Origin of the sequence: Brevibacterium sp. CT2-23B (assembly GCF_013168765.1) — a bacterium.
Classification (GTDB): Bacteria; Actinomycetota; Actinomycetes; order Actinomycetales; family Brevibacteriaceae; genus Brevibacterium; species Brevibacterium sediminis.
In genome coordinates, this window is the sequence record NZ_JABBYK010000001.1 from 203,544 (window position 1) to 217,269 (window position 13,726).

Consider the following 13,726-nt stretch of genomic DNA (forward strand, 5'->3'; position numbering starts at 1 on the left):
GACAGCCCGCCGTATGGAGGTACCGTGCTCGATTCCACTGACTTCAAGGTCGCCGATCTCAGTTTGGCCGAGGCCGGCCGACACCAGATCCGCCTCGCCGAAAGGGAGATGCCGGGCCTCATGGCGCTGCGGGAGGAATACGCCTCGACGGCTCCGCTGGCCGGGGCCCGCATCGCCGGCAGCTTGCACATGACCGTGCAGACCGCTGTCCTCATCGAAACCCTCGTCGCCCTCGGTGCAGACGTCCGGTGGGCCAGCTGCAATATCTTCTCCACGCAGGACGAGGCCGCAGCGGCCGTCGTCGTCGGCTCCGGCACCCCCGAAGCCCCGGCCGGCGTCCCCGTCTTCGCATGGAAGGGCGAGACCCTCGAAGAGTACTGGTGGGCCGCTGACAAGATCTTCGACTTCGCGGACGGACCGAACCTCATCCTCGACGACGGCGGCGACGCCACCATGTACGTGCTCAAGGGCACCGAATTCGAAGCCGCCGGGGGAGTGCCCACCGCCGGCGCCGAGGACTCGGAGGAGTTCAAGGTCCTGCTCAAGCAGATCGCCGCCTCCATCGAATCGGCCCCCGGACGCTTCGCTCGTCTGGCCGCCGGAATCAAGGGAGTGAGCGAGGAGACGACGACCGGAGTCAACCGCCTCTACCGCCTCGCCGAACAGGGGACTCTGCCGTTCCCTGCCATCAACGTCAACGACTCGGTGACGAAGTCGAAGTTCGACAATCGCTACGGCATCCGCCATTCGCTGCCCGACGGGCTCAACCGCGCCACCGATGTCCTCATCGGCGGAAAGATCGCCGTCGTCATCGGCTACGGCGACGTCGGCAAGGGTGCCGCCGAAGCGCTGCGCGGACAGGGTGCGCGCGTCATAGTGACCGAGATCGATCCGATCTGTGCGCTGCAGGCCACGATGGACGGCTACCAGGTCGACCTCCTCGCCGAGGTGGCTCCCCAGGCCGACATCATCATCACCACGACCGGAAACACCCGGGTCCTCGACGTCGACGTGCTGCAGACGCTCAAACCCGGCGCGATCGTCGGCAACGTCGGTCACTTCGACGAGGAGATCGATCTGGCAGGGCTGTCCCGCCTGCCCGGAGTGGAGAAGATCGAGATCAAACCGCAGGTCCACGAGTGGAGCGTGCCCGTGCCCGCCGAGGCGGGACTCGGTCGCGACCGCACGGACTTCCTCGTCCTCTCCGAAGGGCGCCTGCTCAACCTGGGCAACGCCACCGGTCATCCGTCGTTCGTGATGAGTGCGTCATTCAGCAATCAGGTGCTCGCCCAGATCGAGCTGTGGCACGCCCACGATGGCTACGGCAACTCGGTGCATCGGCTGGCGAAGGAACTCGACGAGAAGGTGGCACGCCTCCATCTGCCGGCGCTCGGGGCGAAGCTGTCCGAACTGAGCAAGGAACAGGCCGTGTACATCGGCGTCGACGTGGCAGGACCGTTCAAACCCGAGCACTACCGGTACTGATCGAGCACTGCCGGTTCGGTCCGGCGGCGGAGCGGGCGAACCCGGTCGCAGTCTGGGACCGCTCCGTCGACCGAGAGCAGTCGAGCCGCGGTGTCAGCGGCGGACAGTCAGACTGCGTCGTCAGCGGCGGGTGAGGCTGAGGCCGTGGGGGAGCGTGTCGACTCCGGACCGGAAAGCGTTCGCACGGTCGTTCCGACGGCGCTGTTTCTCGACTTCGGCGATGCGCTGCCGATGGATGACTGCGGATAGGAACTGTTCGGGAAACGTTCCCTCCGGCGGGGCCGGAGCCACATAGGGATTGAGCTCGGTGGCGAGCTCGATCGCTCGCTGCCACCTCGACTCCGCACCGAGCTGGGGCGCCATGGCGAGGAACGCGACGATGCGCCGATGCAGACCATCGGGGATCGCTGTCACGTCTGTGCGGTTCAGCCATTCGTGCAGATGAGGGGCCACATGGGTGTGCATGGGCGGCAGAGGTCGGCTGCGTTCGCTGACGGCGATGGTCCCGGCCAGATAGTCGCCGAGGCGCTTGGCCTGCGGTGAGAGCAGACCGGACAGAGCCGCGATGCCGCCGCCGCTGGAGACGATCTCGAACGGCCACAGCAGAGCGCGGATGAAGGAATGGCGCAGCCGCACCGCACCGCCGTCGTCGCGAACAACGCGCAGCCCGAGGATGAGCTTGCCCAGCGAACGACCGTGACTGAGCACCTCGACGAGCATCGGCAGCAGCACGAACACGAAGATCGTCATCACGGTCATGAGTGAGCCGAGAAGCAGTCCGTTGAGATCGAGCACCTTGAGCATGAGCCAGAACATGGCGATGAGCAGACCGATATTCACCAGCGAATAGACGATGTAGTCGATGAGACAGCTCAATGCCCGCGCCGCGAGAGCGGCCGGTTGGACATTGAGTTCGACGGCTTCACCGGTGATCAGAGTACTCACCCGACCATCGTGTCATACTGCCGCGATCCGAGGCGGTCGTTTCGCCGAGAGCATGCCGTGTGCCTCTCGCCGAGTCGGAGGTGCCGAGGCGTCGTCTCCGATAGGGTGGAGGGATGGATCCGAACCTGCTGGCCCAGCTGCACGGCGATGACTGGCTGGAGCTTTCGGCATTGGCGAAGAAGAACACGCTGACACCCGAACAGACGACCCGTTTCCTCGAGCTCTACCGGACCGCGTCGAAGGATCTGTCGCGGATCACGACGGTGGCCCCCGACTCTCTCGAGGCCGCTCGGCTCTCGGCGATCGTCCACCGCTCCCGCAATCATCTCTCGTCCGTGCCCAGCGGAGGACTGTCCGGGCTCGGACGGTTCTTCGTCATCAGTCTGCCGTTGTCGCTGTACCGGCTGCGATGGGACTTCGTCATCGTGGCCGCCGGATTCCTCGCCGTCGCCGTCCTGTCGGGCATCTGGGCGGGATCGCATCCGGAAGTGCTCGAGACCTTCGGGGATCGAGAGTTCCGACGGCAGTTCGCCGAACATGATTTCGTCGACTACTACAAAGAGAACCCGAACGGCTTCTTCGCCGTCGGCGTGTGGACGAACAACGCGTGGATCGCCGTTCAGTTCGTCCTCCTCGGCATCACGGGCGGCTATGTCATCGTCGGACTGTTATCGAATGCCGTCAACGTCGGCTTCTCCGGAGCGATGATGTTCGAGTTCGACCGGGCCTCCGACTTCTTCCTCTACATCCTGCCCCACGGGATCCCGGAGATCAGCTGCATCATCCTCGCCGCTGCCGCGGGTCTGCGTCTCTTCTTCGCCTGGGTGGTGCCGGGTCCCAGGCTGCGCCGCGACAAGCTCGCCTCCGAAGCTCGGTCGCTGCTCGTCGTCGCCGGCGGTCTCGTGCTGCTGCTGTTCGGTTCGGGACTCGTCGAGGGCTTCGTGACCCCGAACCCGATTCCGCCGGCGGTCAAGATCGCCATCGGAGTGGCGTATACCGCGGCTGTCGTCGTCTACGCGTGGTACTTCGGCAAGCGTGCCGCCGCAGCCGGACTCAGCGCCGATCTCGACGAGCATCAGGCCGGATACTCGGTCATCTCCACCGACCGCTGATCAGATTGTCGCTGACAGTTCGCCGCTGATCGGGGTCGCGGTCACAGTCCGCCGGTGACCTTGAGCCGGATGTAGAGATCGGCCAACGCTCCGGGAAGCTTCTCCGGCAGAGCCTGGACGGAGGAGATGCCGAGTCCGCGCAGCCGAGACTGCAGCGACGCCGTCGCGAGCATCTCGGCCTCGGCGGCCGCCGCCGTATATACGTCGTCGGCGTCGCCGCGCCGGGCAGCCAGGTCCGCAAGTGCGGGATCTTCGACTCCGGCGACGACGACCCGGTGGTGTGCCGTGAGAGTCGGCAACACTGGCAGGACGTCCTCGGCGATGGTCGCCTCATCGAGCTGAGTGACCAAGACGACGAGCGCCTGCTGCCGGGAGGTCTGCAGAACCGCAGCGGCGATCGACTCCCAGTTCGCTTCGTAGAGCTCCGGGTACACAGGCGTCAGCGCCACCGACAGGTCATGGACCGGATCATGAGCCCGATGGCTCGACGCGACTGCCCGCACCCGGGCATCGGCGACGATGACATCGACCCGATCGCCGGCACCCGTGGCCAGAGCCGTCAACAGCAGCGACGCCTCGAGCGCGGCGTCGAAGACCGTTCCCTCACCACAGCGACGGGCGGCGAACCGGGAGGAATCGACGACGATGACGACGCGACGATCCTTCTCCGGCCGCCAGGTCTTGACCACGAGATTCTGCGCGCGGGCGCTGGCCCGCCAGTCGATCGACCGGACATCGTCACCGTCGACATAGTCGCGCAGCGAATCGAATTCCGTGCCCATTCCGCGGATCATCACCGCCGACCGTCCCTCGAGTTCCCGCAGCTTCTGCGTCTTCGACGGCAGCTCCCGCCGGGACACGAAAGGTGGCAGAACACGCACAGAGGCGGGAACATCGATGCTCTTCTGCCGCTGGATCAGCCCGAGCCTGCTGCGACTGCGCACGGTCACCAGATCGCCGGGCAGCGCGCCTCGTCGAGTCGGCTCCAGCTCGGTGATCACCTCTGCCTGCTCGCCCGGTTCCAGCACGTGATGAGAACGGGTCTCGATCGCCCCCGCACTCGGTGCCCAGGCGTCGCGGACGTGGAGGCGCAGCCGGCGGCTGGTCCCATTGATGAGAGTCAGCGTGCTGTGGGTGCTGTCGCCGAGGCGGGCCATCGGTCCCGGTGTGCGCTGGACTTCCAAACCGTGGATCCGGGGAACGAAGAAGAAGTCGAGGACCGCTGCCAGGACGATCACACCGGCCACGATCAAGGCCGTCGGCCATGTCGGCACCAGCATGACGGGCACGAGGCCGAGAAGAGTGAGCAGGAACAGTCGGGTGGTCATTCAGCGGGGCACTTCGGTCGTGGCGATGATCGAGTCGAGGACCTGACCGACGTCCAGACCGTCCATCTGCGCCTCGGGGCGCAGGATGACCCGGTGCGACAGCGACATATGGGCCAGAGCCTTGACGTCATCGGGGGTGACATAGTGCCGACCGCTCAGCCACGCATGAGCGCGGGCGGCTCCGAGCATCCTCGTCGCTCCGCGAGGTGAGACGCCCAAGGCCAGGGACGGGGTCTGGCGGGTGGCTCGGGCGAGGTCGACGATATAGGTGATGATCTGCGGGGCGATGTAGATCTTGGCGATGGCTTCGCGGGCCCGGCCGATGAGTTCGGCATCGGCGACCGGACGCAGACCTGCCGCGGCCAGGGATCCGGCGTCGAAGCCTCGGGCGTGACGGTCGAGAATCTCGAATTCGTGATCCCGTTCGGGCAGGTTGAGGACGAGCTTGAAGAGGAACCGGTCGAGCTGAGCCTCCGGGAGCGGATAGGTGCCTTCGTATTCGACGGGGTTCTGTGTGGCTGCGACGAGGAACGGTTCGGGCAGCTTCCGTGAGCGTCCCCCGACGGACACCTGATGCTCCTCCATCGCCTCGAGCAGGGCCGACTGGGTCTTCGGCGGGGTGCGGTTGATCTCATCGGCGATGAGGATGTTCGTGAACACCGGGCCGGGACGGAACGAGAAGTCCGAGGCGGACGCGTCGTAGACCAGCGAACCGGTGACATCGCTGGGCATGAGGTCGGGAGTGAACTGCACACGCGAGCTGTCCAGGCTGACCGCGGCGGCGAAGCTGCGCACGAGCAGAGTCTTCGCCACTCCGGGAACCCCTTCGAGAAGCACGTGACCCTGGCACAGCAGTGCGATGAGCATTCCCGTCACTGCCTGGTCCTGGCCGACGACTGCCTTGGCGATCTCGGTGCGCACACCGGTGAACGCCTCCCTGAGCGGGTCCGGCTCAGCCTGCGGAGCCTGCGCGCTGTCCGCAGCAGGGGTCTGCGGCGCGACCGGCTCCTGGGGCCGAGGTGCGGCCGGAGGCTGAGAGGCGACCGGTTCCTGAGAATTCGTAGGGCCCTGGGGCGGCTGAGTCATGGGATCTCACTTTCGATCTGGGTGAGCTGATGGACGAGTTCGGTGAGTTCGGCGTCGGTGTGAGCCGACGCGGAGACGAAGACATAGTGGAGACGGCCCGGATCGGCCCCGGTGACGGTCGCGATGTGAGCGATGATGTCGGGTGTGCGGGCATCGGGGCTGAGACCGAGTCGTTTGGCGATGCGCAGCAGGGCTCCGGCCCGCAGCGTGTGCAGCGCCCCGTCGCGATCGTGGCTGCGCGAGCTCAGGGCGGCCCGACCGTGCACGGTCTCCACGGCAGGCACGATGACCGGCAGACGTTCGAGAGCCAGCGGCCCGAACCGGCGCCCGATGACGAGCAGCAGGACGAGGAGGCAGGGGACCAGCCACAGGACTCCTGCGAGGAACCAGCCGGGCACGAAATCGATCGTCGACGGAGGCGACTGCCCCTGTCCCGAACCGTCGAAGGTCGGATAGTAGACGACGAGGTTCTGCGTCTGGGACAGCTGCGAGAGCACGAGAGAGGCATTGCCCTCTTCGTCGATGTTCTCATTGGTCACCCAGTCGGGGCTGCCGAGGACGGTCAGCGGAACGGAACCGCCCGAATCGGTGAGGAACTGTCCGCGCGCAGACCCTGGAGCCACCTCGGTGCCGTCGATCTCGGCGACCCCGGGGCCGGTGAACGGGTAGCAGGCGGTGATCCCCTCGGTGCCCTTCTCCGTCTCCGCGTATTCGACCTCGCCGGTGGACACGGCACCGGCACTGCGGGCGATCGGTGAGTCGCAGGACGGTGCGGACGTGGCCTCCGGATCGGCCAACGGGCCGAGGTTGTCGTTGACCGTGATCCGGTCGGTGAACTCCGACACCGTCGGACCGGGATCGACGAGGACGAGCCGGTTGCCGTGGGTGCGCAGAGCGTACTCGAGGCCGGCGATGTCCCCGGGGGACAGAGCCGCGGTGTTCGCGGGAATGAGCAGGGTGGTGTCGGGTCGGGCGGCGGCCGAGCGGGCCTGCTCCTGATCCTCGGTGGTGGTGACATCGACGTCATGGTCGCGCAGGGTCTCGACGAGGGCCTTCGTGCCGGTGCGCTCTGTCGAGTCATAGTGCAGGGGTTCTGCGGACTCCTCGTCGCCGGTCAGCAGCACGAGCACGATCACGGTGACGAGGATGACGAAGGCCGCGACGATCCATACCGCAGCCGACCGCAGCCGAGCGCGCAGCGGAACCCGCGAGGTCGACCGGGTGCCGCGGGCGGCGACATCCAACTGTGCGCTCATACAGCTGCCTCCCGGCGGACCGGCAGTGCGCTCAGCGTCCGGTCGAGTGCGCACAGATCCGCATAGACCTCGCCGAGGCTGCGGTCGGCACGTGTCTTCGCCGCGGTCGCCTCCCCGTAGCGGAGGTCGTTGAAGACTTCGGCCACCCCGTGGACGGCGGATCCGTGCTCGGGCAGGGCCGCCTCGGCGGAACGGGCGATTTCACTCGCTGTGGCCGAGGACTCGAGCGAGACGATCTGCTTGACGGACAGGATCGCGAAGATCGCTCGGGATTCGTCGATGACCGCGGTCTCGTAGTCCCCGGCCTGCGCGGCCCGGGCCGCGCTCTCGCGCCACGGGCCCGGTTCGGGCTGGGAGACCACGGGATCGAACGCGGACAGCGGGACGCCGACGCGGCGGAATCCGGCCCGACGCACGCGCCAGACGATGAGGGCGATGATCGCGGCGAGACCGAGGACGACGACGATGAGCAGCCACGGGGAGTTCGCGCCCAGGGCGGCATGGACGAGCGAATCCCACAGGGAGGACAGCCACCGGCCGATCCGTTCCAAGGGGGTGAGGTCGTTGGCGGCGTATTCCGGTTTCGAGAGTTCGTGCTCTACCCATTCGCGGCCGGTGTCCCGGTCGATATTCGCCGAGGCGGCGCGAAGCTGTGCCGCGCCCGGCTGGGAGGACGCGGCGGTGTGGAGGTGGCGGGCCGCCTCGGTGATAGGGGAGAGGATCATCGGTCCTCCTCGGCGCGGATGAGGACGAGGTCGAGCCCCTCCGAGCGCATCTGCTGATCGAAGAAGCAGACCGTGACCAGGCAGGCGAAATAGGCGAAGAGGACGGCGGAGGAGATGAGCGTGAGTGCGAGCAGCAGACCCACGGAGACGATGGCGATGGCCGCCTGCGCCGTCGTCGACTCGGTTGTCGTCGTCATGCCGACGCCCAGGAGAACCGAGATGATGAAGACGATCGGGGTGATGATGAGTTGGACGAGCTGATTGGACAGGAAATAACCGAGCGCCAGCTGGCCGAGCATTCGCCAGAAGCCGCGCCCGGTCAGTTTCCAAGACCGGCGGATTCCGGCACGGACGCTCAGGTCCTCGACCGCGATCGCCGAACCCAGGAACGCCAGGCGCAGGTTGACCCAGATGAGCGCGACGAACCACAGCAGGGCGGCCAATGCGGCCCAGACGAAGGCGAGGATCGCCGAATCGGCGCCGAGGAACAGCAGCGTCGGGGCGGTGAGGGCCAGCAGCAGGCCGAGGTTGATTCCACTCATCAGCAGTGTGGCCAGGATGAGGCGCAGGCGGCGACCGGACAGGGACTTCCACGCCATCGACAGAGTGGTCCTGCGGGCGCCGAAGGAGGCGCGGGTTCCGGTGGCGATGATGCCGGAGAGCAGATGGGCCAAACCGAGGCTGAGCAGGCTGAGTGCCACCGAACCCAGCTGGGCCAGGGCGATGAAACCGGAGGCGGCATCCTCATTGCCGCTGAGGTCGTTGAAGAACGGCAGGAACTGCACTGCGATGAGGGCACCGATCGCGGCGAGCAGCAGGCTCCAGAGGGAGAAGACGATGAGAGAGGAGCCGATGGACAGAGTCGGGACGAAACGCAGCAGGCGGAATCCCGAATCCAGCGCCTCGATGAAAGTCAGCGGACGTTTGGGCAGGAGCCCGCGTGGGGGAGGCGGCTGCCATCCGCGCGAGGGCGGGGACGGCGAACGCCGCTGCCAGCGGCCGGTGTGCCAGTCGACCTCCGAGGTCCATGCATTCGTCTGTCCCATCACGCCAATCCTGCCATGATTCGCCGGCAAGTGCCGAGAGGCCTCCCTGTCGGATTCGGTGCGCGTCGGCCGTGTCGATCCCGGCCGTCGGGGGACGGCCCGGGGACGGTTCGGGGTTGGTCTGAGGGGCGATCGGGAGGGAGGTCGGGCGGCCGTTCCGACGGTCGGCTTCGGGGAGTGAATGGCCCGCTGCAGGGGGCCGTGCGGCGCGGCAGCTGAACCGTCGGTCTCCGCTGTCGGCGGATCCGGTGCATGAGGCAGTCGACAACGCCCGATAGGCTAGGAGTGTCGGGAACCGAAGAACACGCGAACATAAGGGACAATGGGAGCATGAACGCTCGAATCCTCGTAGTTGATGATGACACGGCTTTGGCCGAAATGATCGGAATTGTGCTCAAAAGCGAAGGCTTCGAGCCCTTCTTCTGCGCCACCGGAGACCAGGCCTTCGAAGAATTCCAGAAGGTCAATCCGGACCTCGTGCTCCTCGACCTCATGCTGCCCGGCAAGGACGGACTCGAAGTCTGCCGGGAGATCCGTGAGATCTCCTCGGTGCCGATCATCATGCTCACGGCGAAGTCCGACACCGTCGATGTCGTCCTCGGCCTCGAATCCGGTGCCGACGACTATGTGCCGAAGCCATTCAAGCCCAAGGAGCTCATCGCCCGTGTCCGCGCTCGGCTGCGGATCTCCGAACCGCAGGCTCCCGAGCTGCTGACCGTCGGCGACGTCGTCGTCGACGTCGCCGGCCACACGGTGACCAAGGGCGGATCACCGGTGTCGCTGACCCCTCTCGAATTCGACCTCCTCGTCGCCCTGGCTCGCAAACCGTGGCAGGTGTTCTCCCGCGAGACCCTGCTCGAAGAGGTGTGGGGCTATCGTCATGCCGCCGACACCCGACTGGTCAACGTCCATGTGCAGCGTCTGCGGTCGAAGATCGAACGCGATCCGGAGAAGCCGGACATCATCGTCACCGTCCGCGGCGTCGGCTATAAGGCCGGCCGAGCCGCGTGACTTCCGAGTCAGCCGCGGACGGACCCGTTCGCACCGCGGCCTCGGCACTGAAGACGTTCTGGAACTTCATACTCCGATCGTTCAGCCACTCCCTGCAGGTCCGCATCGTCGTGCTCACGATCGTGCTCACTTCGGTGGCGATCTTCGGCGTCGGAACCTATATGTCCCAGCAGATCGCCCGCGGTCTCTTCGACACCCGCCTGGATTCCCTGTCCTCTCAGACTCGGTCGATCCTGGCCGAGCTGCGCTCCCTGGCACCCGTCGACGGGCAGGCGGTCACCCAGGACACGCTGAGTTCGCAGCTGTCCTCGATCTACAACCGTTCGGCCGGGTCGGTGTACTCGCTGACCCTGCAGCCGAAGGACCCGAACTCCTCCTTCTCGACGATCACCGCCGGTGGGTCGAATGAGGACGGTGAGGCCACGCAGGTGCCCGTCTCCGATGAACTCCGCGAGGCCATCCGCAAGGCCCCGACCGACGACAAGCTCTACCAGTCGGTGAGCTTGCCCGACGGGACCGGACCGGGTCTGCTCATCACCCAGGAGCTGCAGATCCCGGGCGCCGGCCAGTTCCAGCTCTACTACCTCGGCGACCTCAGCGAACAGCAGGACACGCTCAACTTCGTGCAGCGTTCGATGTTCGTCGCCGCCCTCGTCCTCGTCGTCCTCGTCGGTGCCGTCGCCTGGATCGTCACCCGACTCGTCGTCACACCGGTGCGCACCGGGGCCGAGGTGGCCCGGCTCATCGCCGATGGTGACCTCGACGAACGCATGCCCGTCCACGGCAACGATGAGATCGCCGTCCTCGGTGAGAGCTTCAACGATATGGCCGACACCCTCCAGCACCAGATCGAGCAGATGGAACGGCTGTCGGTGCTGCAGAGGCAGTTCGTCTCCGACGTCTCCCACGAACTGCGGACACCCCTGACGACGATCCGTGCCGCAGCGGACCTCATCTACGATTCCCGTGACGACCTCGACCCCGTCACCGCGCGCAGCGCGGAACTGCTCAACTCGCAGGCAGAACGGTTCGACAACCTGCTCTCCGACCTGCTGGAGATCTCCCGCTACGATGCCGGTGCCGCGGCGCTGGTGCCCAAGCCCGTCGATATCGGCGCGATCGTGACCTCGGTGATCGAGACCGTGTCGATGGTGGCCGAACAGATGGACACCGCCATCGTCGTCCACGCTCCTTCCTCACCGGTCATGGCCGAGGTCGACCGGGTGCGGATCACCCGGATCGTGCGCAACCTCGTCGTCAACGCCATCGAACACGGTGAGAACAACCCCGTCGACGTCTATGTCGCCTCCAACGCCGAGGCGGTGGCTGTGAGCGTGCGCGACCACGGAGTGGGCATGAACGAAGAGCAGGTCGAGCACGTCTTCGACCGGTTCTGGCGTGCCGATCCGGCACGCAAGCGCACCCTCGGCGGGTCGGGTCTGGGCTTGGCGATCTCACTCGAGGACGCGCACCTGCACAACGGCTGGCTGCAGGTCTGGGGCAAACTCGGCGAAGGATCGTGCTTCCGGCTGACGATTCCCCGGCGCCCCGATCAGGAGATCACCTCCTCACCTCTGCCTCTGCCGCCTCGCGATGCGCAGATCCGCGGTTCCGCGCTCGTGGCGGGACCGCTGTCCTCGGACGGCTCAGTCCGCATCCAGACCGGATCGATCCCGATCGTCGTCGAAACCGAGCCGGAGATGCTCGAAGATGACCACGAATCCGTCGCCGAGGCGGCCCCGCAGTCATCATCGACGGAGACGACCACGACTTCCTTTGAGGCGGTCTCGGACGATGGGGCCGCCGCCGACGAGTCGGACAGCGCGGCTGCCGACGGCTCTGAGACAGGCACCGCCGAGACTGGGCCGCGGTCCACGGACGTCGGCGGTCCGGACCTGGACGGTGACGGCATGGACGACGGAGAAGGAGGACGGTCATGATGCGCACGAAGCCCAGAGGGCTGCGAGTGAAGACCGTGTTGGTCTCCGTGTTCACCGCCTTGACCCTCGTCGGCTGCTCGTCGATCCCGACGTCATCGCCTGTCGGCCATATCGAAGACGACTCGGGCGATGCAGGTGCGAACAACGCGCGGATCCCCGACGGTCCCGAACCCGGGGACAGCCCATCGGACATCGTGCGCGGGTTCCTCCGTGCAGGAGCGGGCGCCGGCAACAACTTCTCCGTGGCGCGGTCATTCCTCACCGAGGGTGAGGCGCAGAAATGGAGCCCACAGGAATCGGTGTCGGTGCTGCCCAACGGCACAGATCTCGACTCCTTGAACGTCGGAACCACCTCCGACCAGAAGACGATGAGCATCTCGCCCCCGGTCGTCGGTCTCGTCGACTCCTCCGGAGTGTACAACTCCACCGAACCGGGCACTCGGTCCACGATGGAATTCTCGCTGCGGCAGGAGAACGGGGAGTGGAGGATCTCCTCGGCGCCGGACGGGCTTCTCATCAGCCAGACCGACTTCCAGACGATCTTCCTCAACTATTCGCTGCAGTTCTTCACCTCCGACTATTCGTATCTCGTCCCTGACTCCCGCTGGTTCCTCCGGTCTTCCTCGACCCCGACGGTGCTGATGAACGAGCTGCTCAGCGGACCCGCTCCCTACCTCTCGGGAGCGGTGATCACGTCGATTCCCGATGGTGCCAAGCTCAGCGATTCGGATTCGAACGTGGTGACGATCGAGAACGGCGTCGCCAATGTGGCCCTGGGACCGCAGAACCCGGCCCCGTCCGACCGCGAAAAGGGACTTATCCGTCAGCAGATCGCCACCACCCTGCAGGTCATTCCCTCGATCTCGGCAATCGATCTGAGCATCGGCGGGCAGACGGTTCCGGCCAGTCTGCAGCCGAAGACCGATACGTCGGTCCAGGTGGACGGGCCACCCGTGGTTCTCGCCGACGACCACCTCTCTCGGGTTTCGGGCACCACCGTGGCCAAGGTCGAGAACAGTCCGAATCTGAAGAAGGCGAAGGCGAGCGATCCCGCGGTGTCATTGGACGACTCTCTCTACGTCTATCTGGCCGACGACGGCAAGCAGCTCATGCGGTTGAAGTCCGACGCCGTCGACGCTACTCCGATCCTCAAGGGCAAGAAGCTCGTGCGCCCCAGCATCGATCGCTTCAACACGACATGGACGGGTGAGGCTGAGAACAAGGGCGAGCTCAAGGCCGTCGGTCGTGACGGCAAATCCTCCACCGTCGCCGCCGACTTCCTCAACGGTCGACAGCTCATCGATATCGAGGTCTCCCGAGACGGCACTCGTATCGCGCTGCTCAGTCGCCACAAAGGGGAACCGGATCGCGTCGATGTGGTCGGCATCCCCAGGGACAAGGCGGGCAGTCCAGCCGGTCATGTCTCTGAAACGCCGATCGAAGTGGGTGCGAATTTCCACGAGATCAAGGATGTCTCATGGGCAGGGGCGACGTCTCTCGTGGCTCTGGCCGCAGAGGAAGGCGAATCAGCGCAGCCGTTCCGCATCGGAGTCACCGGCCCTGCTGAACAGCTCGGTGAGGTCTCGGACGGAAGCCGCATCGCCGGTGGAGTGGACGGACGCTCGATCCTGGTCACCGGTGCCGATGGCGCGCTGTACAGCTACAACTCGAACGCCTGGCAGAAACTCGTCGACGTCGAAGCGAAGGATCCCTCCTATCCCGGTTGACCCGCACAGCATTGCCTGTCCCAGCTGACCCACGGAGCCTTGCCTCTCCCGGCTGGGCCGTGGAG

At 66.1% G+C, this 13,726-nt stretch carries 11 protein-coding genes; 5 read left to right on the top strand and 6 right to left on the bottom strand.

All coding sequences use genetic code 11. From position 1 onward, the window contains the following. The first annotated feature begins 24 nt into the window (after positions 1–24). The gene (gene ahcY / locus HIM68_RS00885; RefSeq protein WP_172168858.1) at positions 25–1,485 is read left to right on the top strand and encodes an adenosylhomocysteinase; all 1,461 of its coding nucleotides are present in this window, start codon (positions 25–27) and stop codon (positions 1,483–1,485) included. Positions 1,486–1,605: 120 nt separating this feature from the next. Here ahcY and HIM68_RS00890 read toward each other — a convergent pair whose 3' ends face one another. Then, positions 1,606–2,430, bottom strand: coding sequence for an RDD family protein (locus tag HIM68_RS00890; RefSeq protein WP_367647407.1), 825 nt, complete (start codon positions 2,428–2,430; stop codon positions 1,606–1,608). 113 nt (positions 2,431–2,543) lie between these two features. Between HIM68_RS00890 and HIM68_RS00895 the strand changes: the two genes are divergently transcribed. Then, positions 2,544–3,542 (top strand): stage II sporulation protein M, encoded by a 999-nt coding sequence (locus HIM68_RS00895; protein WP_139907472.1) that lies wholly within the window; start codon positions 2,544–2,546, stop codon positions 3,540–3,542. Positions 3,543–3,583: 41 nt separating this feature from the next. Here the strand turns inward: HIM68_RS00895 and HIM68_RS00900 are convergent, their stop codons facing one another. Genes HIM68_RS00900 through HIM68_RS00920 form a run of 5 tightly spaced genes read right to left on the bottom strand, consistent with a single transcriptional unit; the run spans position 3,584 to position 8,983 of the window. Beyond that, a complete protein-coding gene (locus HIM68_RS00900) occupies positions 3,584–4,870 on the bottom strand; it encodes a DUF58 domain-containing protein (RefSeq protein WP_172168860.1) in 1,287 nt (428 codons plus the stop codon). Then, positions 4,871–5,956 (bottom strand): MoxR family ATPase, encoded by a 1,086-nt coding sequence (locus tag HIM68_RS00905; protein WP_139907474.1) that lies wholly within the window; start codon positions 5,954–5,956, stop codon positions 4,871–4,873. Then, on the bottom strand, positions 5,953–7,212 hold the full coding sequence (locus HIM68_RS00910; protein WP_172168862.1) for a DUF4350 domain-containing protein: 1,260 nt from the start codon (positions 7,210–7,212) through the stop codon (positions 5,953–5,955). Before HIM68_RS00910 ends, HIM68_RS00905 begins: the two co-directional genes overlap by 4 nt. Then, positions 7,209–7,937: a DUF4129 domain-containing protein gene (locus HIM68_RS00915; protein ID WP_172168865.1), complete on the bottom strand. Its 729-nt coding sequence runs from the start codon at positions 7,935–7,937 to the stop codon at positions 7,209–7,211. The genes HIM68_RS00910 and HIM68_RS00915 overlap by 4 nt, the downstream gene beginning before the upstream one ends. Further along, positions 7,934–8,983: a hypothetical protein gene (locus HIM68_RS00920; protein ID WP_139907477.1), complete on the bottom strand. Its 1,050-nt coding sequence runs from the start codon at positions 8,981–8,983 to the stop codon at positions 7,934–7,936. The genes HIM68_RS00915 and HIM68_RS00920 overlap by 4 nt, the downstream gene beginning before the upstream one ends. 330 nt (positions 8,984–9,313) lie before the next feature. Between HIM68_RS00920 and mtrA the strand changes: the two genes are divergently transcribed. From mtrA to HIM68_RS00935, 3 genes are read left to right on the top strand one after another with little or no spacing between them, the layout of a single operon-like run. Then, a complete protein-coding gene (gene mtrA, locus HIM68_RS00925; protein ID WP_062861422.1) occupies positions 9,314–9,994 on the top strand; it encodes an MtrAB system response regulator MtrA in 681 nt (226 codons plus the stop codon). Next, on the top strand, positions 9,991–11,934 hold the full coding sequence (gene mtrB / locus HIM68_RS00930; protein WP_172168868.1) for an MtrAB system histidine kinase MtrB: 1,944 nt from the start codon (positions 9,991–9,993) through the stop codon (positions 11,932–11,934). Before mtrA ends, mtrB begins: the two co-directional genes overlap by 4 nt. After that, entirely contained in the window at positions 11,931–13,661 is a 1,731-nt protein-coding gene (locus tag HIM68_RS00935; RefSeq protein WP_253903677.1) for an LpqB family beta-propeller domain-containing protein, read from the top strand. The genes mtrB and HIM68_RS00935 overlap by 4 nt, the downstream gene beginning before the upstream one ends. Positions 13,662–13,726 lie beyond the last annotated feature (65 nt).